The organism is Alteromonas sp. S015 (genome assembly GCF_036864485.1).
Taxonomy (GTDB): Bacteria; Pseudomonadota; Gammaproteobacteria; order Enterobacterales; family Alteromonadaceae; genus Alteromonas.
In genome coordinates, this window is record NZ_JAZETO010000003.1 from 191,695 (window position 1) to 216,908 (window position 25,214).

22 protein-coding genes are annotated in these 25,214 nt (G+C 45.9%); 5 read left to right on the forward strand and 17 right to left on the reverse strand.

The genetic code is table 11. The features are described 5' to 3' along the window. Positions 1-24: 24 nt before the first annotated feature. From V7R42_RS07300 to gspC, 13 genes are all read right to left on the reverse strand, one after another. Positions 25-1,458 (reverse strand): YdgA family protein, encoded by a 1,434-nt coding sequence (locus V7R42_RS07300; RefSeq protein ID WP_334019546.1) that lies wholly within the window; start codon positions 1,456-1,458, stop codon positions 25-27. Positions 1,459-1,557: 99 nt separating this feature from the next. Further along, positions 1,558-2,313, reverse strand: a complete 756-nt coding sequence (locus tag V7R42_RS07305) for a type II secretion system protein N (RefSeq protein ID WP_334019547.1) — start codon at positions 2,311-2,313, stop codon at positions 1,558-1,560. Further along, positions 2,310-2,789: a type II secretion system protein M gene (locus V7R42_RS07310; RefSeq protein ID WP_334019548.1), complete on the reverse strand. Its 480-nt coding sequence runs from the start codon at positions 2,787-2,789 to the stop codon at positions 2,310-2,312. The genes V7R42_RS07305 and V7R42_RS07310 overlap by 4 nt, the downstream gene beginning before the upstream one ends. After that, complete coding sequence (gspL, locus tag V7R42_RS07315) at positions 2,786-3,985, reverse strand: type II secretion system protein GspL (protein ID WP_334019549.1); 1,200 nt, start codon at positions 3,983-3,985, stop codon at positions 2,786-2,788. Before gspL ends, V7R42_RS07310 begins: the two co-directional genes overlap by 4 nt. Then, the gene (gene gspK, locus V7R42_RS07320; protein WP_334019550.1) at positions 3,985-5,028 is read right to left on the reverse strand and encodes a type II secretion system minor pseudopilin GspK; all 1,044 of its coding nucleotides are present in this window, start codon (positions 5,026-5,028) and stop codon (positions 3,985-3,987) included. Before gspK ends, gspL begins: the two co-directional genes overlap by 1 nt. Continuing rightward, positions 5,025-5,651 carry a type II secretion system minor pseudopilin GspJ gene (gspJ, locus tag V7R42_RS07325; RefSeq protein ID WP_334019551.1) on the reverse strand — a complete coding sequence of 209 codons (627 nt, stop codon included), beginning with the start codon at positions 5,649-5,651 and terminating at the stop codon, positions 5,025-5,027. The genes gspK and gspJ overlap by 4 nt, the downstream gene beginning before the upstream one ends. A gap of 1 nt (position 5,652) precedes the next feature. After that, positions 5,653-6,081 (reverse strand): type II secretion system minor pseudopilin GspI, encoded by a 429-nt coding sequence (gene gspI, locus V7R42_RS07330; protein WP_334019552.1) that lies wholly within the window; start codon positions 6,079-6,081, stop codon positions 5,653-5,655. Further along, positions 6,078-6,704, reverse strand: a complete 627-nt coding sequence (gspH, locus tag V7R42_RS07335; protein ID WP_334019553.1) for a type II secretion system minor pseudopilin GspH — start codon at positions 6,702-6,704, stop codon at positions 6,078-6,080. Before gspH ends, gspI begins: the two co-directional genes overlap by 4 nt. A 5-nt stretch (positions 6,705-6,709) precedes the next feature. After that, a complete protein-coding gene (gene gspG / locus V7R42_RS07340) occupies positions 6,710-7,147 on the reverse strand; it encodes a type II secretion system major pseudopilin GspG (RefSeq protein WP_012520130.1) in 438 nt (145 codons plus the stop codon). Beyond that, complete coding sequence (gene gspF, locus V7R42_RS07345; protein ID WP_334019554.1) at positions 7,147-8,373, reverse strand: type II secretion system inner membrane protein GspF; 1,227 nt, start codon at positions 8,371-8,373, stop codon at positions 7,147-7,149. Before gspF ends, gspG begins: the two co-directional genes overlap by 1 nt. Beyond that, positions 8,374-9,939, reverse strand: a complete 1,566-nt coding sequence (gene gspE / locus V7R42_RS07350) for a type II secretion system ATPase GspE (protein WP_334019555.1) — start codon at positions 9,937-9,939, stop codon at positions 8,374-8,376. Between the two features lies 1 nt (position 9,940). Beyond that, on the reverse strand, positions 9,941-11,992 hold the full coding sequence (gene gspD / locus V7R42_RS07355) for a type II secretion system secretin GspD (protein WP_334019556.1): 2,052 nt from the start codon (positions 11,990-11,992) through the stop codon (positions 9,941-9,943). 95 nt (positions 11,993-12,087) lie between these two features. Next, positions 12,088-12,999: a type II secretion system protein GspC gene (gene gspC / locus V7R42_RS07360; RefSeq protein ID WP_334019557.1), complete on the reverse strand. Its 912-nt coding sequence runs from the start codon at positions 12,997-12,999 to the stop codon at positions 12,088-12,090. A gap of 129 nt (positions 13,000-13,128) precedes the next feature. Between gspC and hslR the strand changes: the two genes are divergently transcribed. The 5 genes from hslR (at position 13,129) to V7R42_RS07385 (ending at position 20,434) form a co-directional block, all read left to right on the forward strand. Next, positions 13,129-13,533, forward strand: coding sequence for a ribosome-associated heat shock protein Hsp15 (hslR, locus tag V7R42_RS07365; protein ID WP_334019558.1), 405 nt, complete (start codon positions 13,129-13,131; stop codon positions 13,531-13,533). 23 nt (positions 13,534-13,556) lie between these two features. Beyond that, a complete protein-coding gene (gene hslO, locus V7R42_RS07370; protein ID WP_334019559.1) occupies positions 13,557-14,456 on the forward strand; it encodes an Hsp33 family molecular chaperone HslO in 900 nt (299 codons plus the stop codon). A 443-nt stretch (positions 14,457-14,899) separates the two neighbouring features. After that, on the forward strand, positions 14,900-16,462 hold the full coding sequence (locus V7R42_RS07375) for a phosphoenolpyruvate carboxykinase (protein ID WP_334019560.1): 1,563 nt from the start codon (positions 14,900-14,902) through the stop codon (positions 16,460-16,462). Positions 16,463-16,704: 242 nt separating this feature from the next. Continuing rightward, positions 16,705-19,122 carry a TIM-barrel domain-containing protein gene (locus tag V7R42_RS07380; protein WP_334019561.1) on the forward strand — a complete coding sequence of 806 codons (2,418 nt, stop codon included), beginning with the start codon at positions 16,705-16,707 and terminating at the stop codon, positions 19,120-19,122. A 139-nt stretch (positions 19,123-19,261) separates the two neighbouring features. Beyond that, a complete protein-coding gene (locus tag V7R42_RS07385) occupies positions 19,262-20,434 on the forward strand; it encodes an MFS transporter (protein WP_334019562.1) in 1,173 nt (390 codons plus the stop codon). Positions 20,435-20,555: 121 nt separating this feature from the next. Here the strand turns inward: V7R42_RS07385 and envZ are convergent, their stop codons facing one another. The 4 genes from envZ to V7R42_RS07405 form a co-directional block, all read right to left on the reverse strand. Next, positions 20,556-21,890 carry a two-component system sensor histidine kinase EnvZ gene (gene envZ / locus V7R42_RS07390; RefSeq protein ID WP_334019563.1) on the reverse strand — a complete coding sequence of 445 codons (1,335 nt, stop codon included), beginning with the start codon at positions 21,888-21,890 and terminating at the stop codon, positions 20,556-20,558. 132 nt (positions 21,891-22,022) lie between these two features. Continuing rightward, entirely contained in the window at positions 22,023-22,745 is a 723-nt protein-coding gene (gene ompR, locus V7R42_RS07395; protein WP_334019564.1) for an osmolarity response regulator transcription factor OmpR, read from the reverse strand. 295 nt (positions 22,746-23,040) lie between these two features. Then, the gene (locus V7R42_RS07400; protein ID WP_334019565.1) at positions 23,041-24,141 is read right to left on the reverse strand and encodes a DUF2855 family protein; all 1,101 of its coding nucleotides are present in this window, start codon (positions 24,139-24,141) and stop codon (positions 23,041-23,043) included. Between the two features lie 128 nt (positions 24,142-24,269). Beyond that, a complete protein-coding gene (locus V7R42_RS07405; protein WP_334019566.1) occupies positions 24,270-25,175 on the reverse strand; it encodes a phosphoribulokinase in 906 nt (301 codons plus the stop codon). Between the last annotated feature and the right edge of the window lie 39 nt (positions 25,176-25,214).

The window sequence follows — 25,214 nt, forward strand, 5'->3', positions numbered from 1 at the left end:
GCTTTTATAGCGTTTCTCTGACTATTATTGAGGGGCAAAAGGCAATGGAATAGGCGTGCCGTTTACGCTGGCTTTGCCATCTTTAAGCTCTAGCTTTGTTTCGTAACCTTTCTCTGTTTCTTTTATCAAGCCTTGCTGAGCAAATGTACTTAACATCATAGGCGTTTGTTGTTCTACAGCGGCTTGAAGCTCTTCTGGTGTCATGTTTTGCGCTTGAGGCGTCGCCATTAACTGACTCATCATATAGCCTGATGCCATGTTTTGTGCAAAGGCTTTGTCGGCGGTTATCTGTGCATCAGCCAACAAATGTGTAACCCAATAGGCGACGTCTTCCATCGTACTTGGAAGCGCGTTTATACCTACTAATTTCGTGTTTGCATGAGCATTGAACGAGCCTTCAGGTAAGGTTGCTTTCAGCTTTGTTATGTTAAGTTCAGGTTCTGCTTTTAGCTGGCTAAGCAGGTTCGCCTCAATAAATTCCATCATTTTGGCGGGCACTTCTTCAGCGGGTGTCAACAGTGAAGTGTTGCTAAAGTCTTGATAAGCATTGATAAATTTTATATCCAAGTTGTTTATAGCAACGCCTAGTACCATGTTTGTCGCTTCGAATTCGGGGCCAACAAGGTTATCAATTGCATACTCAACATAGATATTGGCGGTGTTGGTACCTTCGTTGACGTCAGTATCTGTTATAAGAGCAATGTTCTCCATCTGCACGGTTTCACCGACACTAACACCAGTAATTTTCATACTTTCTACAAGTGCCTTAACTTCCGATTCAAATACGTCGCCTTTGACGGCCGCTAGCAAATTTCCTTCATAGCTCAAATCCATGGACAAATTTTTCATTTCCATGGAAAATTCATCTGCACTTATGCTTAGCGATTCGCCCGAAGACGTATACAAAGTGTGGTCACCATCAGGCTCAGCTTCACCCGTATAACCAGAGAAAAGCAGCGTGAACCCCTCTTCTTCGGACGTTGCACTAAGCGCTGGAATAACATCTGCGTAATTTAGTCCACCGAACAAACCAACCACGCCTTCGTTGCGATAAATTGGCTGTTGCCCGTCCCACTGAACGTATTCTCTTAACTCATCTCCATCAATAGACACCGTATAGTGAACGCGGCCTAACCCTAAGCCATCGCCAAAGTACACCGGTCCGTGATGAGCTACTAGCGTAGCGGTTACGCCAGGGTTTTCTTCCATTGGTATGTCAGCGGGGTCAAAATTCTGTGCATTGATTAGCGCTTGAAAATCGACAGCAAGTTTGATTTCCGCCGTGGTAGAAAACCAGCCTTTGTCATACGAAAGTACCTCGGCCGAATAAACGGCTTGCTGGTTAATTTCGCTTACCGCTGCATTAACATTTTCGTGAACGCTAGTACCAATAAAATAAGGAGTAACGCCAAGTGCAACCAGAGTCACGCCCGCGCCAGTTAGAAGAGGTTTGTTCATTAATACAATCCCTTGTTAAAAAGTGTTTCCAGTTCCTTTGGCCACAAAGGTCGCGTACGTTTGTGGCCCAGAAATTCCGTGCATAGTTTGCGCTATGCGTTAGAGCTTAATAGCAATGTAACCGTTGCTATCCGGTGTTCCAAATAGACGTGCAGCCTGATGAACCTCTTGAGGTAAGCTGTCGTCAGGCTTAAATTTACCACTTACACGAATATTTTTCATCGTAGTAGGGATAACCGCATCCATCGACAAGCTTAGTAAGTTAGGCTCACTTACCAGTATGCCTATATCATCGCCATCACAACGCAGCTTCGCGGAATAAGTACCAAAATCGATAGGACCTTGGGTGCCCGCTACTGTCGCATTTAACCAGTCTCCGGTGCCGTTTAGCGATTGACACGCAGGCCCATATTTTAATTCACTGAGCGACACTTTGAAACGCCCTCCAGCATTTACTGGCAGCGGAAGGCGAACTTGTGCTAGCACTCGGTCTACCGGTAAGTACAGCGTGAAGTTTTCGGTATTTACGCTGTTTTGGCTGAAAAGCTCCGTGGCAATAGGCCCTTCAAATGCAATGTCGTTTTTATCGCGAATATTGCCTGCTTTAAGGTCTAATTTAATTTTACCTATCAACATATGTAAAGGACTTAGCTCCCACTTTACGTTGTTAATGGGCAGACCATTAACCATCACGGTTTGCGCCTTACCTGATAAAAACGTACCGCTAACACCACTAACGGCCACATTGCTAGGTAACGCCACGCGGCCAATGACATGAACAGCAGGCATGTAAGCAATGGCAAACAATAAGAAGGCAATAATGCCGCCTATAATCCAACTAACTTTCAACTTCATGCTTTACCTAATTGTAATCGACGAATTTTAATGTAGCCTGGTGCATCGGCCTCGGCAATATCCGCTTGAAGAATAATCACGCCCATATTTTCCATGGTTTTGAGCCAGTCTAAAACACTATTAAACGGTGCCTGATCTACCCACACTTGAAGCTCGTCGCCCTGTGGCTGCATACGAGAAATAGCAATATCGTGCTGAGCCGTGGTGCGGTTTACCACTTGTGGTAACGAACCAGAAAATACACGCTTTCCACCGCTGATGCGGCGTAATTGCTGCGCTCTTGCTGCACTGTCTTTTACCCAAACCAACAACGATTGCTGGTTGTCGAGAAGCTGTCTTTGTTTATCTAAAGCAGCATTAAGTGGCGACCATACCGCAAAATAAAATAGCGCTATGATTAACAGTACAGCTGAAACCAGTACTAACTTTTGTTCGCGCTCTGTCAGCGCTTTGTACTTTTCTATAAGTGCACTCATGAGGTACTCCTTACTGATACTGTACCCACAACACCGTTGTCACGATTATTTATGGCCCCTTGTTCGACCACGAAGCCTACGTTTTCTGCTGTACGTTTAAACTGCTCTAGCGCTTCAAAGTTTTTACCTTGCGCCTGAATGCGAATCTCTGTGCGGCTAGCATCGAAACGCAATGTTTGCGGCTTTACATCAGTGGCTGAAAAAGCTGGAGCGAGTTGGTCTAGCATAATCAGCATAGAGGCACTGCCACCGCCTTGTTCTAGCTTGGCAAGCTCGCTTTGTAGCTTTAATCGCACGTTGCGATAGGTACCGATATTGGGGAAACCGGTTTTAACAGCGGTATTTATTTCTGCGCTTAACGCCTGATTTTGGGCTTTAAGCTGGTAAAGAGAAACCCCTTTGTCGATAAGGCTGGAGCATAGCGCTAACACTGCTAAAACCGCAGCAATACGCCACTGATTCAAAACGCCGCTGCGCTTGCGCTTTACCTTGTAATCGCCTTGGCACAGGTTAAAGCTGCTTTGCATCGCCTCTTTTACCAATACTTGCATAGGTAGCTCTATAGGTGCCTGCGCTTCCTCAATATTTGGCAAAGTGCTTAAATCGATACCCGCATAATTGGTAATAGTGATCGGATTTTCTTGTTGCGCAGTGAAATGGACGAGGGTTGGCAGTAACCACGACAATTCGCCCTGCACGCCTTTGAAAGCATCTTGTCGAACGAGTAGCTGTTCACCTAATGTAAGCACCGACCAACCGTTTTCGGTTACGGGTACTGCCAGTACATCAGGAATAATGGTGTCGCAGAATAACCCAGCTTCGCGTAACCATGATTGCCATAGTTCCATTCTTTCATGGCTAACTACTGCAACGGCCTGTTCATCGCCTCGCTTAGGGCCAATAGCAAAAAACTGTTGGCTAATGTCGGTGGCAAGCTCGTCTTCTAACATAAACGGAATTGCCGAAATGATTTTGCGGCCAGCTTTAGGCGGCAGCTCAACCCATTTGAGTAAAATTTCGCTACTAGGTGCTAACGCTATAACACTGCGTTGGCCCGCTCGTTCGGTAAGCGAAGATAAGGTTTCTGCATTCGGCAGCTCGCCCGATGCAATAATTTCATCTTCGGTTCGCGAATAAACGAGCCAGCTAATTGGATCTGTGTGGTTGGCGCCTAAGCGCACCAAGAGTTGTTCCATCAATAGGTTCCCCCAAACTCGCGGTTCACAACACTGACACCGTTATCGGCATCAACGTGAAACACGGTGGAAAGCTTAAAGGTTGCTTTGTTGTATTGTGTTTTTGTATGCAACATAAAATATTCAGTTTTAACCGAAAACCAATCTTGTCGAGAGCTTGTTAAATTAAGCCCTTGAATAGAGGGTAAGCTTAAAAATGCGTTGATCTCGTCCCAGCCTTTTGGCGGTCGAGCGCTAATCAAACTTGCGGCCTGCTGAATGTCTAAACCCGTTAGGCCTGCAAGTAATGGTGCGTCTTCTTTTTCTAATGTGTTGACATTAATTTTCAACTCATTGAAATTCGGGATCACACAAACTAAAGGTAGTAATGCGTCTAGCCACTGTGGTGATACACCGTTAATAATACGCAATTCACTTTTTGATGCTAGTGGTCCATTAGCCGCAAGGTAAGGAAACTCTCTGGACTCGTATTCACTGTCTTCTGCGCCGTAAGGCCGCATTCTGTCATCTTCGTCTATCCAGTCGGCTAAACTGTCTCGTAATGTATCTGCGGTGTAGTTGTCTAGCCCGTCAACGCTAAGTGATAGCAACATCGTGTGAAAAGCATCCATGGCTTCAGTAGTGTTACTCGCCCCATTGTTGCCACCGCTGTTACTGCCTGAGTCTCCTGCACTGCCAGTCGTAATCGCGTTTAAATTAAAACACGATTGCAAATCTTCTAAGTTAGCGGTCAAGCCACCGTTTTCTAAAGGATAGCTGAACTCTTGTGCCCAAGGCTGATCAATAGAGATAACTTCCGGGCTTTCCTCTATCAAAGACTGGATGGATTTACGTGCAAAGGCCTCTGCTCCCATGGCGTACCAATAGGCTTGATTATTGTCTTTAAGGTTCATGGTGCGTTGCACCTGCAGCTGTAAGCGTGTGCCCATTTCGGTAGCCAGCACGGTAACCAGAGCTACTATCATTAGTACAATCATTAACGCCACGCCCTGCTGCTTAGCGGGTGATGTAATGCTCTTGCGCTGCATATTTTGAATTATCATGACGATTCACCCGTAGTTAAGGTGAATTCTCTGCGAATTTTTCCGAAGTCTTTACTGACAAACTCAATGGCCACCGCGCGAGGAAGTACTTCGCCCTTGTAACTCTCATTCCAAGATAGGTCTTCGTTTTCATCCAACGAACTACTATTAGCGGTGGCTAGAAATTCAATTTTTAAGCTTTCTATATCCTCTAGCAGTACACGTACTTTGGGCTCGTAGCCAATGACATTATCCACATAGTTGCTGTATAGGCGCTCTAGCTTGTTCTCACGTAATCGATAAGCAACAAATTGTAATGTACTTCTTGGCAGCATCAGCTGAGGGTTGTGCCATCCTCCGCGCACAAAGCCAATGCCGTCATCATCGCTGTCATCGGTTTCACCACCTGACATAACCACGTTTTGCTTTTCACCGTTAACTCTTGCTGCACGAGGCACTGCTTGTTGAAGGTCTCGCTCAATGGTGATCATGGCACGCTGCAATAATTGCAATTTGGCAAAACGCTCTTCAGAAATATCATTGCTGTCGATAACTGTGGTAAGTAAGCCTGTTGATGCCAGCCCGATAAGAGTGAATATAGCCATAGCAATCAGTATTTCTAAGAGCGTAAATCCGCGCTGCATACTAATTGCCCGCCGTTGGTTTAGCCACAAAAGTGGTAACTGATGTGACAGAATTGCTGTAGTTTTCGTCTTCACCCACCGAAATGGTAACTGCTCGCAAGTCATTGTCGTTGGTTTTAGTGACCGTTTGCTGCCAGTACCACGTGCGATCGGCCATCTCCATGGTGCCCTTTAAATTGTTCTTAGGCGGCCACGTGGTATCTAATTGAAGCTGGTTTAAGCGATTGCTGGCCACCCAATTGGCAAAGGTGACAGATTCTATTTGACCAACACTTGATAAGTGATCACCTGCGGCTTTAAGTACCGCTATTCCGGTTAGTGCAAAAATGAGCAGGGCTACCATGACCTCCAGTAGTGTTAAGCCTTTCTGTTGGCGTGGTGTGGTAGATGTGATGCTTCTTTTGGATACAACAAAAGCAGACCAACTCATAGTGGTCGCTCCAGAGGCCCTTCAAGCACTAACGGCGGAATGTCTTGGTTTTGAAGGCTAAAGTAAACGGGGTCGTCGCCGTCATCTCCTTCGTAATTAAACGACAAGGTAAAAGGCGTAATGTCTCCGCTTGACATAATGAGCACTTGAGGCGGCGGCAGCTTTTTGTCTTCTTCGTTGCCTATTTCAACCCCTTCATCCGAAACACTTAAATTCTCGTCGAATAGCTGCCTATCAAAGAGTCTATCTTCAGCATCCCATGGTAAGTCTTCTAAGTTTAAGGTGAAGGTAAAAGGCTCTGGTAACGTGTAAGGCTCATAGGTTTTTTCGCCTTCAACACGCTGCCACTTATCTTCGTCGTCTAAGTAGACAAAATAGTATTCATTTCTATCAGCTTCAAACCGAATGCCGAGCTGTTGTTGGTTTAACACCGCAAAGTCGCTGGCCATATCAACAATTACCTGCAGGCGTTGAGCTTGGGTTTTTAGCAGGTCAGATTTACTCGCACCGAATGCGTTAAACATAACGTAACCCGCCGCCAATCCCATCAGCAGCAGTACCAGCATGACTTCTAATAGGGTAAAGCCCGCTTTATTGAACGATGTACTGCCGCGATTGTGCATAAAAGTTAGTTCAGGTATTCGTTAATGTTCCAGTTACCAATGTCATCATCAGTACCGGGTTCGCCGTCTGGACCATTAGAGAAAATATCCACCACGCCTAGTTCTCCCGGGCTAATTAGCGCATAAGGGTTGCCCCACGGGTCTTCAGGCAAGCGCTTGATAAAGCCACCTTCTGGATAGTTACGTGGAATAGGATCAATAGTTGGGGCAGTAACGAGCGCATCTAGCCCTTGCTCTGTGGTTGGGAAACGATTATTGCGTAGCTTGTACATTTCCAGAGCACTTTCCATTTGCTGGATATCTACCGCCGCCTTTTTAAGCTGCGCTTCTTCTTGGTTGCCCAAAATTTGCGGTGCCACCATAGAGGCCATAATACCGATGATTAGAAGTACGACCATGACTTCAATCAAACTGAAACCAGAACTGCGATTAAGTGTTTTCATTAAATATTCACCATGTTGTTCAATGCTAAAATTGGTTGCAATATTGCCATAACGATAAACAGAACAATGCCCGCCATCGATACAATAAGTAAGGGTTCAAATACCTTAAGTGAGACACCAATAAGCGCTTCAAATTCCCTATCTTGATTATCTGCGGCGCGAGCTAGCATTTGTTGTAGCTCTCCCGACTTTTCACCTGACGCAATCATATGCATCATCATTGGTGGAAACATTTTTGTGTTATCCAGCGCTGCCCGCAAGCTGCTGCCTTCTTTAACGTTAATGGCTGCATCCGCCACTTGGTTTTTAATATGCTGATTTTCTAGCACATCACCAGAGATGCGCATAGCTTCAAGTAGTGGAACCGCACTGGCGCTCAAAATACTTAAGGTTCGCGCAAAACGCGCAGTATTAAGGCCACGAGACACTCGGCCAATGAGAGGCAGAGTTAAGAGCGCTCTATGATAGCGCAGCTTCATGTGCTTCTGCTGCAGCACACGCTGGATAACCACAATGAGCACGCCAATGGCAATAAGCATAAACAAGCCATAATTTTGCAGCCACGTACTTACAGATATAAGGAATTGTGTTATGCCCGGCAGGTCTTGCCCCATGTGGTCGAATTGCCCAACGATTTTCGGCACCACCACGGTCAATAACAACAGTACAATACCCATTGCAAAAAACAGCATTAACGATGGGTATATCATCGCTTGTGTAATTTGGCTGCGCGTTTGCTGTCTGCGTTCTGTGTAGTCGGCTAGCCGATTAAGCACGGTATCAAGGTGACCTGATTTCTCCCCTGCTGCAACCATTGCGCGGTATAGCTCATCAAATACACTAGGAAATTGTCCCAACGCATCAGCAAGCCCATGGCCTTCTACGACTTTACTGCGTACCGCCATCATCATGTTTTTCTGACGGGGTTTTTCACATTGCTCGGCTACGGCAAGTAACGCCTCTTCTACAGGAAGGGCTGATTCGACGAGTGTAGCCAGCTGGCGTGTAAGTAGCGCCAAATCTGATGCCGAAATACGTGGTTTAAACAAAGCAAGAGAAAAGCCTTTGCTTTCGTTTTGCGCGCGCTCTGCGACTTGCTCCACTTCTAGAGGAATTAAGCCCTTCTCACGCAGCTGCTGGCGAACCTGACGGGCATTATCGCCTTCAAGTACTCCATTTGTATTTTTACCGCGGGCATTAACCGCTTTATAAGCGAATGCCGCCATTTAGTCTTCCCTCGTTACTCGAAGCACTTCTTCAAGAGAGGTTTTACCCGCTAAAACCTTGCTGCAGCCGTCTTCACGGATACTTGGAGTAGATTTTCTGATATAGCGTTCTATAGTCTGTTCGCCCACGCCTTCGTGCATCATTTCACGCACTTTTTCATCAACCAACAATAGTTCGTGAATACCGGTACGGCCTCGGTAGCCAGTTTGATTACACGCGGCGCAGCCATGAGGTTTGTAGATGGTGGTGTCGCTTGTGGCGTTCTTCCCTAGTATTTCCAGCTCAGAGGCGTCAGGCGTATGTGGCTTTTTGCAATCTGAGCACAGAGTACGAACGAGTCGCTGTGACAGCACAGCCAATAAGCTGGATGATAGCAAGAAGGGCTCAATACCCATGTCTTCTAAACGGGTTATTGCGCCCGCTGCCGTATTGGTATGCAGCGTAGAAAGTACCAAGTGACCAGTTAAACTGGCTTGAACGGCAATTTGCGCGGTTTCTATATCACGAATTTCACCGACCATGACCACATCGGGGTCTTGACGCAAAATAGCGCGAAGACCTCTGGCAAAAGTCATATCCACACGGGGGTTAACCTGTGTTTGACCGATGCCCGGAAGATCAAATTCAATGGGGTCTTCAACGGTAAGAATATTTCTGTCTCGTGAGTTTATCTCGGTCAAGCCTGCATACAACGTGGTACTTTTGCCCGAGCCCGTTGGGCCGGTAACCAATATAATGCCGTGAGGCTTTCGAATAAGAGATGAAAAGTGGTTACGGTTTTGCAGCGTCATGCCTAAATCTTCTAGATTTAAGCGCGCATTGTTTTTATCCAGTAGACGTAGTACCACACGCTCGCCGTGGCTTGAAGGCATAGTAGAAACACGAACATCTACTGCTCGCCCAGCTATACGCAATGTAATGCGGCCATCCTGAGGCACGCGTTTTTCGGCGATGTCTAATTTCGCCATAACTTTAATACGCGATACCAGCATGGAAGAAAGCTTGCGATTCGGGCGCAAAATTTCGCGTAATACACCATCTACGCGAAAGCGAACCACAAGCTGGTTTTCAAAGGTTTCAATATGAATATCTGATGCGCCTTCTTTAATCGCTTCGCCCAGCATAGCGTTGATAAGCTTAATAATGGGCGCATCGTCTTCACTGTCTAACAGGTCTTCAGTGTCCGGCAAATCTTCGGCAAGGGCGAACAAGTCGCTTTCATTGCCAAGGTCTTCCATTAGCTGTTTAGCCGCTGAGCTATCTCGCTGGAACGCACTGGTAAGCAGACTTTCAAATTCGTTCGCGGGAATCGTTTTCGGTAAAAACGGTTCGCCATAAAAGCGCCGAACTTCGGCGAATACATCGAATGGCGTATTTTCTGTAAAATACAGTACAGCTGGCGTCTCGTTGGTTTCAAGCAACACTTGGTTGCGCTTTGCAAAACTAAACGAAAGCTGCCTTGGACCGGCCTCCTCTTCAGGCAAACCGGCGTCTTCACCCATGGCTTCCAAGGCTTCTTCCTGTGCTTCCAGTGCTTGGGTAATTTGTTCGTCCTGCCCCGCCATGTTAGTCGTTACCTTCTTCTAGCTTTTGCTTTTCTTTTTCAGAAAGGTACTCTTCAAACGAAGGAGGTAAGGCTAATGCATCGTTCCATTCAGGCATGCTTGGCGTTTCAGCTGATGGCATGAGAGACACACCTTCTTGCTGACGCTTAAGCTGAAGTGCGCGAATATAGTTATATTTCCGGTGGCTGATTGCGTTCATAGTGGCGCCGTCACGGACAATCGTCGGCTTCAAAAATACCATCAGGTTACGCTTGCGCTTGCTGGTCGATGTCGATTTGAACAAATGACCGAGTATAGGAATGTCGCCCAGTAACGGTACTTTAGATTCACTTTCTTGTACGTCTTCATCAATAAGGCCGCCAAGAACGATCGTGCCGCCATCATCCACAATGACTGTAGTTTTAATTTCACGCTTGTTAATCGAAATATCTACTGATGTGGCACCACTTACGCTAGACACTTCTTGTTCGATAAGAAGCTGTACCGCATCGCCTTCGTTGATCTGAGGCGTAACTTTAAGCTTGATACCCACTTCTTGGCGATCAACCGTTTGGAAAGGGTTGGAGTTATTCGCGCCGGTAGTTGTACCTGTAATAATCGGTACCTCTTGACCTACAATGAAAAACGCTTCTTCGTTATCCATGGTAGTTAGATGAGGCGTGGCAAGAATGTTTGAGTTGGTATCTGTGCTTACCGCTTGTACCACAGCGCCCCAACCATTTTCGATAACGCCAGCAATGAGGCCATTAGCGCCGCCTAAAAGGTTCGCTAGTGCGGTGTAATCGCCTTCATCGGTGGTGTTAACTGTGACCACTTCGCCATCATCTGTTACATAGGCTTCGGTATCGGTATCGTCTTCTGCTTGTTTAAGGGCTACCGCCAATGATCCAACAGGTACAACACCGTTATTGAACTGTGTACCGCCGCCGGCTTCAGAGGCCCACTGTACACCCAAAGTAGTGCCGTCGCCTTCAAATACTTCAACGATAATGGCTTCAACTTGTACTTGCGCACGGCGAATATCAAGCTGACGTACCACTTCTTCTAATGAGCGCATCATGTCTGGCTCTGCGGTAATAACGATGGCGTTAGAATCTTCATGTGCATCAATGCTGATTTCACGGTTTGAACCCGCTCGTCGCGATGTAGTGCCACCACCTTGTTCTTCCGCTTGAATGCTGGCAGAAACGCCTTGCAGAACTTTAACGAGGTCTTCAGCCTTCGCATAGTTAAGAAACAACACGCGAGTATTACCGTTTGATTCAAGCTCTTGGTCCATACGCTGAATAAGATTAATAAGGCGTTGTCGCGCTTTGATGTCGCCGCTCACTATGACAGAGTTAGTTCTGTCGTCAGCCACTACGCGGGGCTCAGATTTAGCCCCTGTATTTGCTTTGCCTTGAGATTTATTAATGCTATCGATGATTCGCACCATTTCAGACGCTGAAGCATAGCGAAGTTTAACAATTTCAACTTCTTCATCACCAGCGCGATCCACGCGCTCGATAATTTCGACCAGACGGTTAACTACCGCTGCTCGGCCGGTTAGCATCATTACGTTTGAGGGATCGTGGCTAACCACGTTGCCACCGCCGGCTTGGTCGTTTAACTGGCGCAGAATAGGCGCTAGTTCGCGCACTGGCACGTTGTAAACAGGCACAACGCGAGTGATCATCTCATCGCCGTCGCGATTAGCGCCCTCTACAACTGGAATGTTGGATGTTTTCGCATCTTTCGAGCGAACCACTTTTAAAATACCACTAGGCATTTCTACAACAGCAAAGTCATATACTTGCAGTACATTTAGGAAAAACTGGTAATACTGGTCTTCATTGAGCATGTCGTAACTGCGTACGCTTATTTTTCCGCGCACGTTGGGGTCGACAATAATGGTGCGCTCAAGGTTTTTACCAACAATATTAATAAACTCGTTGATGTCGGTATCTTTGAAATTAGGCATGTACTCAGCGGCCGTCACCGAGAAACACAGAAGTGCTGTACACATGGCTGTGCTCAAGCGAGATAATAGTTTTTGGCTAGTGCGCCTTTTCATTCTAACGTCCTTCATTTCCTAACTTGTCGATGACCGATTTGCTTTAGTTGTTCTTCTGCTTACCTAGCGACGAAATAGCGCTGTATCCGCTGCTGTCACGATTCAGGTAAATCTAGGTAAAGCGTGGTTAAGCTGCCATCTCGAATAATCGTTAATTCTATTGTTTGTGCATTGCGTAGCTCAGAAAGTGCCTCTTGCGATTGCTGCAAGTCGGTAAGATCTAACCCGTTAATCTGTGTGATGACGTCACCAGCCTGAAGCCCTGCCGATCTAAATAATTCAGGTTCTTTGCCAGGACTTACTTGATAACCAATAAGCTGGCCTTCGTCGGTTTTTGGCGAAATTGAAATAAAGTCTGTGAAGTTGGCGGGACGTTCCCGCAGCGCTGCGGTTGCTTCTAGCGCTTCTTCACTGAGCTCTACTGCATCCTCTTCCTGTGGTTCAGGTTGGTTTCTTGCTTGCATTTCACGGCGACGATTGGCTTCATCGTAATCAATACCGTCAAGCATTAGGGTTTCGTTTCTTACCCCGTTTTTAATAATAACGCGATCGTTGTACACTTTTTGCAACGTAGCATTGGTGCCTTCAATCTTCTCACCTAAACCATATACCGCTTGGCTGCCGCGATTTTCAATAATAGCGGTGCCTGCTTCCTGCTCTGAACTGGCTACAACGCCGGTCAGGGTTAAATTTAATCGTGTCTCCGGCGCGTCAGTAACCTCAGCTACCGGTTCAGAGGGTTTAGCCGCTGCATTACCAAACAAATTCAGCTGTTGTATTTTGGCGATGTTGACCCCATTTTGGCCTGACGACGAAGAAATAAGCGGAGCTCGGCTTGCTGTGGGTGTCGCAGATAGTTGAGGTTCGGGTATAATTCGCCACATAAATTTGGCAGCAAATGCAATTAAATACAGGCTGAGCACAACCACTACGATGGTATGTAGCTGTTTTTGATGCTGGTTCAGATAAACAACCAGAGATTGTGGGTTGGGTTTATTGAATGTCATGCTGCCACTGATGGTACTGCTTTATTATAATATAGTGAATGTTTGGTTAACCGCGCTTTAGCAAACCCATAATAGCCTAGTAAAGGAGAGGGTCACAACACTAAAGCCACACCATTACGAAAATATTACATGAGCCAATTGAATAGCAACAATACAACACAAAATGTCAGGCTGGACAAGTGGCTATGGGCTGCAAGGTTTTTTAAGACTCGCGCAATAGCTAGAGACATGGTGCAGTCGGGAAAAGTTCATTACAACGGGCAACGCGCCAAACCTGGCAAACATGTAGAACTTGGTGCCATGATTAACGTTCCCTCAGGATGGGATAATCGTGAAATTAAAGTGCTAGGCTTAAGTGACAAGCGTTTGAGCGCCCCTTTGGCGCAGGCGCTTTTCGAAGAGACGGTTGAAAGTGTAACAAAACGTGAAGAGAACCAAATAGCGCGCAAGATGAACGCATTTCACAGCCCTAAACCAGATCACAGACCTGATAAAAAGCAGCGACGACAAATTATTAAATTTAAGCAGCAATGATGAGCTGCTCAACAGGATTAGTTATGAGCGATTTTGATAAATTACACCGCTTCTTATTTACCCAAGCTAACGTTCGTGGCGAATTAGTTCGTCTTGACGAGAGTTTAAAACAAATTGTGCACAGCTATGAATACCCTGTGCAAATTCAATCATTGCTAAGTGAAATGGCGGCAGCGACGTCATTATTAACGGCAACGCTTAAATTTAAAGGTGAAATTTCACTTCAAATTCAAAGCAAAGGCCCAGTGAGTTACGCGGTGTTAAATGCCACTCATGAACAAACGCTTCGCGGAGTAGCGCGCTGGGATGAAACATTAGAAACGTTACCTGAAACGTTTTCGGAGTTATTATCTCAGGCAGTATTGGTAATTACCATCACACCAGATGAAGGCGAACGTTATCAGGGCGTTGTAGCATTAGATAAACCTTCTCTTGCTGAGTGTATTGAGGGCTACTTTGCTCAGTCAGAGCAGCTAGCCACTAGCGTGCACCTAATGACAGATATGAGCGACCCTAAAAACGCCAAAGCATCGGGTGTGTTACTTCAGGTATTACCTACTGATGCCAGCGCTACCGATGTGTCGCAAGCTAATGAATTTGCACATATCTCTAAGCTTACTCAAACCTTAACCAAAGAAGAGATGTTTTCTTTGCCAGTTGAAGACATTCTATATCGTCTTTACCACCAAGAAGACGTGGAAGTGTATCCCGCTAAGGACGTAACGTTTGCTTGTTCATGTTCAAAGGAGCGCAGCGCAGAAGCCCTTCGTCACGTCGAGAAGTCTGAACTTCACGCAATTATTGCGGAAGAAGGCGCAATTAAAATGAACTGTCAGTACTGCCATACCGAGTATCGTTTCGATAGTATCGACGTAGAAGCCATTCACAGTGGCAACTTCGACGTACCGTCCTCTAATCAGTAAGTGGATGTTTACTATTGTATTAAAGCACCTTCTCCAAGGTGCTTTTTCGTTTCAGAATTTCTCACAGCATATATCAATTCATTTGCTAAACACTTCACTTGTGGTTAAAAATCGCTCAGTTGTAAGTGTTTAACTTTTCTCTACAGTCTCACTTTCCTTTTTTTTATGTTCCAGTGAAAGCTTTCAGTCGCCGGTTCAAGAAAAATTGTCATTTTTTATTTTGAAATTCATCGATCAATATAGGTTTTCTACGCTCTATTTTTGCATTTATATCCAAGGAAAAGGCTTTCCTTGTAATTAATTTACAATATTTATGAAATTAACACATGATAAATAGTGAGTATGTGTTTTATAAATGCGCGCTAGGGCTTGTTTACATTACACTCGAAGAGGTGATACTTTTTTGAAAGTGCTTTTGAAAAATTACATATAGGGTAACAGCCATGACCGCAGCAGCCTCAATTCAAACGGATTTGAAAGTAACGCCACTCACCGACCTGCCAAATGCAGAACTTATCGAGCGCGCCGTATTACGCGGCGAAGGTATATTAGACAAGAACGGCGCGCTTGTCGTTGAGACTGGAAAACGAACAGGTCGCTCTCCAAATGATAGATTTATCGTTAAAGAGCCTTCAACAGAAAATGACATCGATTGGGGCAAGGTGAACAAGCCTTTTGATTCCGATAAGTTCGATGCACTGTGGGAACGTGTTGAAGCTTACTTGTCTACCCAAGAACACTTTCTTTCACACCTTCAAGTGGGCTCAGACCCTGAACATGCTTTGTCGCTTGAAGTAAGAACGCAAACTGCGTGGCAGCACGTTTTTGCCCGTAACCTATTTATTATTCCTGAACAATGGAATGTTAAAGGCGACCAGCCTTGGCAAATCTTAAACGTACCCGGTTTCACTTGTGACACAGAACGTGACGGCACAAACAGCGATGGCACAGTTATCATTAACTTCGCTAAAAAGCGTGTGTTGATTGCAGGTATGCGTTACGCGGGTGAAATGAAAAAAGCCATGTTCTCAGTGCAAAACTTCCTGCTTCCAGCAAAAGACGTGCTACCTATGCACTGTTCAGCCAATGTGGGCGAAGAAGGTGATGTGACGCTGTTCTTTGGTCTTTCTGGTACGGGTAAAACCACGTTATCAGCCGATCCTAAGCGCTTCTTGATTGGTGACGACGAGCACGGCTGGGCACCAGGTAGCGTGTTTAATATAGAAGGTGGTTGCTACGCTAAATGTATCGATCTTTCTCAAAAGAACGAGCCAGTCATTTGGAATGCAATAAAGTTTGGTACGATCTTAGAAAACGTAGTGCTAGATGAAACGCGCACGCCAGACTATACCGATACATCGTTAACCCAAAACTCGCGTGCGGCTTACCCGCTTTCACACATTGAAAAGCGCGTTGCTGAAAATCGAGGCGGCGAACCTCGCTCGGTCGTATTTTTGACCTGTGACGTAAGTGGCGTGTTGCCCCCTGTTTCAGTGTTAAGTGAAGAAGCTGCGGCGTATCACTTCCTAAGTGGTTACACAGCGAAAGTCGGCTCTACTGAAATTGGTTCTACTAGCGATATTGAATCTACTTTCTCAACCTGTTTCGGTGCACCTTTCTTTCCTCGTCCAGCAGGTGTGTACGCAGAGCTTCTAATTAAGCGCGTTAAAGCGTTCGGTGCTAAGGTTTACTTGGTTAACACCGGTTGGACAGGCGGCCCTTACGGCACCGGTAGTCGCTTTGATATCCCTACTACGCGCGCCATTATCGATGCGATTGTGTCAGGTAGTTTGGCTGATATTGAAACCCAGCACATTGATGCGCTAAATCTTGATGTTCCGGTTGCCGTTGAAGGCGTAGACAGTAATTTGCTTGTGCCTCAAAACACGTGGGCCGACAAAGAAAAGTACAACGAATACGCCGCTAACTTAGTAAACGACTTTAAACAGAACTTTGAAAAATACGACGTTAGCGACGCTATCATTAAAGCCGGACCGGGTAACTAATACCCCGTTCGTCCCTTCCCAACGTTCATCACTTTAAACGTGATTGATGTTTTGCCCGCACCGTGTTGCGGGCTTTTTTATCCCTTAAGAATAATATCCGTCTGCTATTAACATTTTTCACACAATGAATACGTATGTTTATTTAAGTCAATACTGCCTGCCGTTATCATTTACTTAACATAATTAGGTTTTCAGTGTGTACCGGGGCTGTATAAAGCTGAAACAATAAGAAAGGTTCTAGCATGACGAATAGGCAAAAGCGTTTTACTCTACCAGCCACTTTATTATCCGCTTTGGCACTGACCTCAGGCACTGCATTTGCCGATATTGAAAAGTTCGCACTACAAGGCAACGTGCTTCACATTGATACCGACACCAACGACTTCACGGTGACAGCGATTGGAAACAATAGCTTTCAGGTTACTTTCCTAACTGATGACAGCGGTAAACCTTATGTTAACTTGCCGTCTATGGCATTACCTGACGGCGTTGCTTTCAACAAGCTCGACTTAGGTGTGTCAGAAACGCCAAACTCCATCACGCTTACTCACAAGGATATTTCAGCAAGCATTGATAAGCAAAGTCATCTAATAAGCTATGCGCTAAATGGCGAAGTTGTTGCTAAAGAGCGCGGTGGACTCTCTATAACCGACGAAAGTGTGAGCCTGTCGTTTACGCTAGATCAGAACGAAAAACTCTACGGCGGTGGTCAGCGCGTTTTAGGTATGGATCGTCGTAGTCATAGCATGCCGCTATACAACAAAGCACACTATGGATATACCACATCGTCAAACCAGATGTATTTTGGGCTGTCGGCTGTGATGTCCTCGAAGCACTACAGCGTGCTTTTCGATAATACCGCGTCGGGTAATCTTGATATGGGCAGCAGTGCAGCCGACGAGTTGCTGTTTTCTGCCAAAGGCGGGCGTGCTAGCTACATCATGGTGTTGGGTGAAAACCTAGACGATACGGTAACGAATACCGTAGCAGTAACGGGAAAACAGCCGCTTCCACCGCGTTGGTTGTTAGGTAATTTTGCGTCACGATTTGGCTATAAATCGCAAAATGAGGTGATGGATGTTGTCGATGCCTTTAATACGCAAGATATTCCCGTTGATGCCGTAGTGCTCGATTTATATTGGTTTGGCAAAGACATTAAAGGACATATGGGGAACTTAAGTTGGGACACCACCGCCTTCCCAGAGCCGGAGAAAATGATTACCACGCTGCGTGAGCAAGACGTTAAAACTGTGCTTATTACCGAACCGTTTATTCTTACGACCTCAAAGCAATGGGAAAGCGCCGTTGCCAATAATGCGCTTGCTCAAAACGATAATGGTGCGCCGTATACTTTCGATTTCTATTTTGGCAATACTGGTCTTGTCGATGTGTTCAGTGAAGCGGGCCAAGATTGGTTTTGGCAATATTATGAAAAACTTGCTGCACAGGGCGTTGCGGGTTGGTGGGGCGACTTGGGCGAGCCTGAAGTACACCCTGATGATATTCAGCACATTTGGCAGTCTACAAAAGTAAACGGAGCAGAAGTGCACAATGCCTATGGTCATCAGTGGGCGAAAACCGTGTATAACAACTTAACTGAATTGCAACCCGACACGCGGCCATTCGTGCTGATGCGCTCAGGCTTCTTGGGAAGCCAGCGTTACGGCATGGTACCTTGGACAGGGGACGTAAGCCGAAGCTGGGGCGGGCTTAAACCTCAGGTAGAACTCGCACTTCAGATGAGCGTTTTCGGGTTAGCCTATACGCACTCTGATTTGGGAGGCTTTGCAGGTGGCGAAACCTTTGATGCTGAGCTTTATACAAGATGGCTTCAGTTCGGTACTTTTTCACCGGTATTTAGGCCTCACGCTCAAGATAATATTGCGCCAGAACCTGTTTTTCACGCCGACCCCGTAAAGTCGATTGCGCGGAAGTTTATCCAGCTTCGCTACGATATGCTGCCCTATAACTATTCATTGGCTTTCGAAAACGCACTTTACGGTACGCCATTAATGCGACCGTTAGCGATGGCGTATGGTGAAAGCGATTGGTTTGAAAATGCAGACAGCTATCTGTGGGGCGACGGGCTGTTAGTTTCGCCTGTAACTAGCGCAAACCAAACGGTGTGGCCAACTGCGCTGCCTAAAGGTGTATGGTTTGACTTCTTTTCTGATACTCGATATCAAGGCGGTCAAACGGTAGATTACCTGTTAACCCAAGAAAATTTCCCTGTATGGGTTAAAGCAGGCAGCTTTATGCCTATGTCAAAAGAACTTGATCGCACTGAGCAGTTCAATGCTCGCGAGCTAGAAATACATTACTGGCATGACAGCTCTGTAGCTTCGTCTTCTTACACCTATTATGAAGATGACGGTAAGAATCCAGCGTCTGTCAAAAAAGGCTTGTACACCAAATTACTGCTTAGCGCGTCTGTTGACGATAAGGCCGCGTTAACTCTGACTCTTGATAGCGAAGGCAGCTATATTGGTATGCCGAAGCGGCGCAACATTAACTACGTGGTGCATGGTTTCAAAGAAAAGCCAAAGAGCGTTGCAATTGATGGCCATGTCGTACCTGTACAGTGGAACGAAAAAGGGAAAACGCTTTCACTTGCAATTTCTTGCGATTATCAGCAATCTGTAAAGGTAGTGATTATGTGATAATTAAGGGCTCTGTTCTTATTGCACAGTAAAGGTCAGCGCCCTCAAAAGGTTCACTTTGTGGTCAAGGAGCATAACTACGCTGTGCCCTCACGCCTAAATCGGATGTCTTTCTATTGATATCAGCCTTGGAGCTTAAATGAGCCGTCTTCCTGCCACCATCGTTATTTTTGCTGGTTTTTTCCTTATTGGTAAGTTATTCCTCTTGTGGGGAATATTGCTGCCAGATGTTGCTGCAGACCTGCAAATGTCTGAAGTAGTGAGCGGCGCACTATTCTCGCTCTTCTCGGTAGGCATGATGTTAGGCGCTGTGATTGGTGGTAAATACGCCAGTCGCTTCGAGTATATGCCACTGCTCGCTACATTGTTCAGTATGAACACTGGTCTCCTGCTTTTGGTTTCCCTACTATCATCTTGGCAATGGTTTTTAGTGTTAGCTGTGTTAATTGGAGTAGTGAGCTCAACAATTTTTACGATTGGGCATACGCTGATTGCGCGAATGTACGTAGAAAAGCGTTTTACTATGATGGGCTTAATGGACTTTATGTTCAGCTTAGGCACATTTGCTGCTTCATTTTTTGTAACGCTGTTATATCTTGTTGAGCACAACTGGCGATTGCCCATTCAAGTGGTAGCTGGCGTTATGATAGTGCTTTCGTGCTATACATTTATTGCGGCACGGTCACAGGCGAAAGTGCTTAAGGGCCAACCCAAAGCGTCTAAAAAGACGTTGGCATTTGGCGTTATCATAAAGCAGCCCGTTTTCATATTTCTAACGTTGCTTACCTTTGGCTATGGTGCTGTGGAGTTTGGTAACGCGAACTGGTTCGTGAGCTATGCGCAAAACGGGTTAGGCTTTAGTGGCGAGCAATCGAGAAATCTATTAGCGTGTTTTACCGCCGGTATGGTCATTAGTCGTCTGACCTTCCCCTTTTTACTGCGGTTTGTATCCGTTCACCGCATGATTGTCATTATGGCGACAGCATCGCTAACGGGCGTTTTCGCACTGAAACTAATGCCGTCTTTTTATGGCATTGGTGCGGGTAATTTGCTGCTTGGTTTAGGTTTGGGTGGCCTTTTCCCACTTGCATTGTCATCAGCGATGAATATCGACAGTGACAACGGCCCGGTACTTTCCGGGATTTCAATTATAGGTAATTCTACGGGGGTACAAGTGGCTTCTTTTTCTACCGGGCTTTGGGCCAATTTTGTCCCTCTTACCACAGCGTTTTGGGTGATCCCACTAGGTGGATGTGTACTGTGGCTGGCTTCGTATGGTTACAGCAGAAAAATTAAGTACCACCGAAGTTAAGGCTGTAAAATTATGAGCTGAGTTTTTCAGTAATTCCCTTGCGGTTTAGATACTTCAGATCTTTTAGGTGGGAACGGAATACGCACACGCGCCTAATTCAAATAACTAGAGTTGGCTGCGTTTAATCTTTTTGGTGTAGGTGGGGCAGATAAGGTAAATAAAACTCTGCGACTAAGCCTTGTTGAGGGTGATTTCTCAATGCCACTTCTCCGTCATGAGCTTCTATAATACGCCTTATTATGGCAAGGCCTAGGCCTGAGCCTGAAGAATTACGGGCTTTATCACCTTGCGCAAACGGCATAAATACACTGTCGAGTTCATCTTCAGGTATGCCGGGGCCAAAATCACGTACTTTGCAATATACGCGCTTTTCATGGCGATTGTAAAAGCTGCTAATCGCAATATCGTCCGAACCGTATTTGAAGGCGTTTTCGATGAGGTTATCGATCACTCGCTTCATTGCAATTCGCCGTAGTGACAAGGGAGGAATGGCATTGAGCTTAAGTTCGATATGGTGCTTATCATCTAAGTGTCTGGCTTGTACAAGCTCTGCAATAATTGCATTCAAATCAGTTTCTTGAGTAACTTCTTCGGTGTCGTAGCGGGCATAGTCAATGAACTGGTCGATAATGGCATTCATATCTTCTATATCGTTTACAATACCGTCTTTTATCCAGTCTTGATCTTCTGGCAGCATTTCCGAGGCAAGGCGAATACGGGTAAGCGGCGTGCGCAAGTCGTGGGAGATGCCTGCTGTCATGATATTTCGATCATTTTCAAGCTGCTTTATACCTTGATTCATGCGGTTAAACGCGCGAGTAACCTGAATCATTTCGGTGCTGCCTTGTTCGCGAAGCGGCGCTGGGTGTTCGCCCTTGCCAACGGCTATTGCGGCCTTTTGTAAGGCTGACAATGGGCGTGTCATACGTCTTACAAACAACCAACCACCCGCCACACTCAATATACCAATTACCATTAAGTACATAGTAAGGGGCGAAATATTCGCTTCGTTTAGCCCTGAAATCGGAATAGAAATCCATGTATCTGGGTAGCGATTAAGGGATATCCAAACAATATAAGGCGCATTTTCGTCACTGGCTTGCGTGGTAGTGCTAATGCGCACGTCAGCAAGCTGCCTGAGCTGCTCGCTAACCTGGGAGGAAATATAGCTGTAGTATACGGCGTTTTCTAATCCATTTTGTTTCGCAACGCTTTCGTCAAAGATTTGCACCTGAGTTTTCTGAAAATAGCGGTCGCGGGTTTCTTGGTTAGTGACCAACAAGTCGTTGGCTAATACAGACTTAACTTGCGTCGCCAACAAACTGTTAATTTGTTGGTAGCTGGGCTGAATAAAGTAGTAGGTAACAGAAATGTACGACACAATTTGGTTAATAAGCAGCAACACGCCAATAAGCATGACGGTTTGACCAAACGCACTTTTAGGAATTAAACGCATAAAACGCCATTGCTTTGTATCATGGATCAGTTGCTGCTATGGCAGAATGTAAACGCATAATATGGTGCCATTATTATATATGCTTCCGTAGCAAATTGGCCGTATCGGTGATACCCATAAAGATCACCGATGCTAAGCTTGTTCGCCATCGGGCACGAATACATAGCCCAACCCCCATACGGTTTGAATATAGCGAGGGTTGGCAGGGTCTTCTTCAAGCATTCTTCTTAAGCGCGAAACCTGAACGTCAATACTGCGCTCTAGGGCGCTGTAGTCACGGCCTCGCGCCAAGTTCATGAGTTTATCTCGTGACAAAGGTTCACGTGGATGGGTAACCAGAGATTTCAATACCGCAAACTCACCGCTAGTCAGGGTTAGTGGCGTATCACCAGCCGTCATTTCACGGGTGGCGAGATTCAGTTTGTAATTGCCAAATTCAACAATTTGCACGTCTTTAGATGGCGCGCCTGGTGCCTCACTGCTGCGTCTGCGCAATACAGCTTTAGCGCGTGCAAGAAGCTCTCGTGGGTTAAACGGCTTAGGCAAATAATCGTCTGCACCCATTTCAAGGCCAATAATACGGTCAACTTCATCGCCCTTCGCAGTAAGCATAATAATGGGCATGTCATTTTCTTGCTGGCGTAAACGGCGGCAAATAGACAAGCCGTCTTCACCTGGTAGCATAAGATCTAAAACCATGAGATGAAAGTTCTCGCGCTCAAGCAGTCTATCCATTTGGTCTGCGTTAGCCGCACTACGAACTTGATAGCCTTGCTCGAGCAAATAGCGCTCTAACAGGCTGCGCAGACGCATGTCATCGTCAACAACGAGAATTTTAGAGGTTTCCTGACCCATACTCATACCTTTCGTTTACTTTTGTTTCACTATAACTACAAGATGTTAAATACAAAAGCGAGAAAAGCGTAAAAGGCAGGGGATGTTTGTTACAAATAGTGTCTAGGCGTGTTGAACTTGGATGTAAAGAAAGCGCCAGCAAGATCCAGCAAAGGCCCAGCAGGCTCTAGTGTGGAGGAAGTCATTAAGATTTTTCCCCACTGAACTTTTAGTGAACTACGTATTGGTTAGAAGCTTTATAACGTTGGCGCTGTAATAATACTCTGGCAGTTCAAGGTGTAATCCTTAAGGGGCGCTAGTCAAAGATGACGACATTTAGCGCTTTAGTGGGCGCCGACCCGTTAAGGGTTTCTAAATATAACTGTGTTATCGCATCAGTCCCGCAGTGCGACTGCTCATAAAACTGATCGCTCACTTTCTCTGCGAAGCGTTTCCATGCACTGGCGTATTTTGCTAAGAATGCCTCGTGCCCCCATTCATGTTGGCGCAGTTTAACGCGAGCTGGTGCGAAAAATATCTCTGCATTGAGAAGTTTTGGGTTGGGCTTCTCTTGGGCTTTCCAATCTGTCGCTCCTATTAGTGTGACGTCGCCTAAGCTGTCGCCAAGCTGCTTGATAAGGTTATTAATCAGTGTCCCGTTGGCGGCGAAATCGAGCAGCCAGTAGCGCGCATCGCTACTTAGTGCTGAAAGTTCGTCATAGCTATATACTTCATCGTAACAGTCAGACGCTTTTACCATATCCACATTGTGTTTCGAAGTTAATCCAGCCACCTTATAGCTTGCGCCTCGTGACGCTTTTTGGTCTTTAAGCAGTTGCGCCGTACCCAACGCGGTTTTACTAGAAGCGCTCGATAATAGTAAGGTTTCGTCGCTTGCTTTCTCTGCCACATAATCATCAAGCACAAACGAGGTCATGTACAGGGGTCTGAAATTAAGCTGCCATGCTTCGCGGTCTTTGTTGTAGCCTGGGTCAGCAGCACAGCGCAGGTATTGGTCGTAAACTGGGCTAATGCTTTTACGTTTTTCGTGTAAGTCTGAAAATCCGTGTGGTGCAACTTTTCCAGCTTTTATCACCCAATGGCTAGCCATCGGCAGGTAGCCGAACACCTTTTCACCTACTTTGATATCGCTATGACAAGACGCCTTAACACTAGCAAAGCCCCAAACAGGCACAATACCGAAGCCAGCTTCGAAGGTAGGGAAAAAGCCCCAATAGCCCATTTTAAAGCCCAGCGCAGCATACGTGATGTTGTTGGCAGAAAAGCCAAAGCTGTCCGTTTCAAGCAATACTTCGTCTTGCTGTAAGTCGCTGGTGTTCATATCGTGGGTAACAACTTTAGTGTTGGCAAGGTTTTGCTGGTCTACCCAAATTTGTTGGCTTTTAATTGTGGTCATAACAGGGGCCTGCTGTGTCAAAAACTAAATCAAGAAACTATCAGAATAGAACCTAGATTGACGCAGGGCATTCACCATTGCGACTTACTGTTTTAAATATATGCCTATAGAAGCGATGTATAATAGGCTTACTCGTCGCTGCTTAGCCAATCCATCTGGTGACCGGCTCTGCGCTTCTTATTCAAAATGTCTTCAAGGAGAGGGGTTAAAATGAGTTCCATGGCTAAACCCATTTTACCGCCGGGCACAACCAAGGTATTGATGCGAGACATGAACGCGCCATCAATCATTTGAAGCAAATAAGGATAATCGACAGTTTTCATTTCCCGTCTAAAACGCACCACTACGAAGCTTTCATCTTGGGTTGGAATTTCCCGCGCGCTGAACGGGTTCGAGGTATCAACGGTTGGTACCCGCTGAAAGTTAACGTGGGTGCGAGAAAACTGTGGCGTGATATAGTGGAAATAGTCGTCTAGACCACGCACAATACTGCTCATTACCGCTTCTCGAGAATGACCGCGATCAGTGGTGTCGCGCACAATTTTTTGGATCCACTCTAAGTTTACAATTGGCACCATGCCAACCAATAAGTCTACGTGCTTCGCGACATCATTTTCTTCAGTTTTGACGCCACCATGTAAACCCTCATAAAACAGTAAGTCAGTGTTTTGAGGTAAATCTTGCCATGGTGTAAAGGTGCCCGGCATCTGGTTAAACGGAACGGCTTCATCAAAGGTGTGAAGGTATTGCCTAAACTGTCCAGTGCCTGAGCTACCGTATTCTTTAAACAGCGTTTCCAGTAACTCAAAGTCGTTGGCTTTAGGACCAAAATAGCTGATATGTCTGCCTTGCTCCTGAGCTTTACGAATTTCTACTTCCATTTCTGGTCGGGTAAAACGATGGAAACTATCACCGCCAACTACTGCAGCATTAACATTCAAGTTCCTAAAAATATGGCGAATAGCATTGGTCGTGGTAGTAGTACCCGCGCCGGAAGAACCTGTTATAGCAATAATAGGGTGTTTGACAGACATAGGAATTCTTTTTGGAAATGACGGGTACTAGTTATAAGC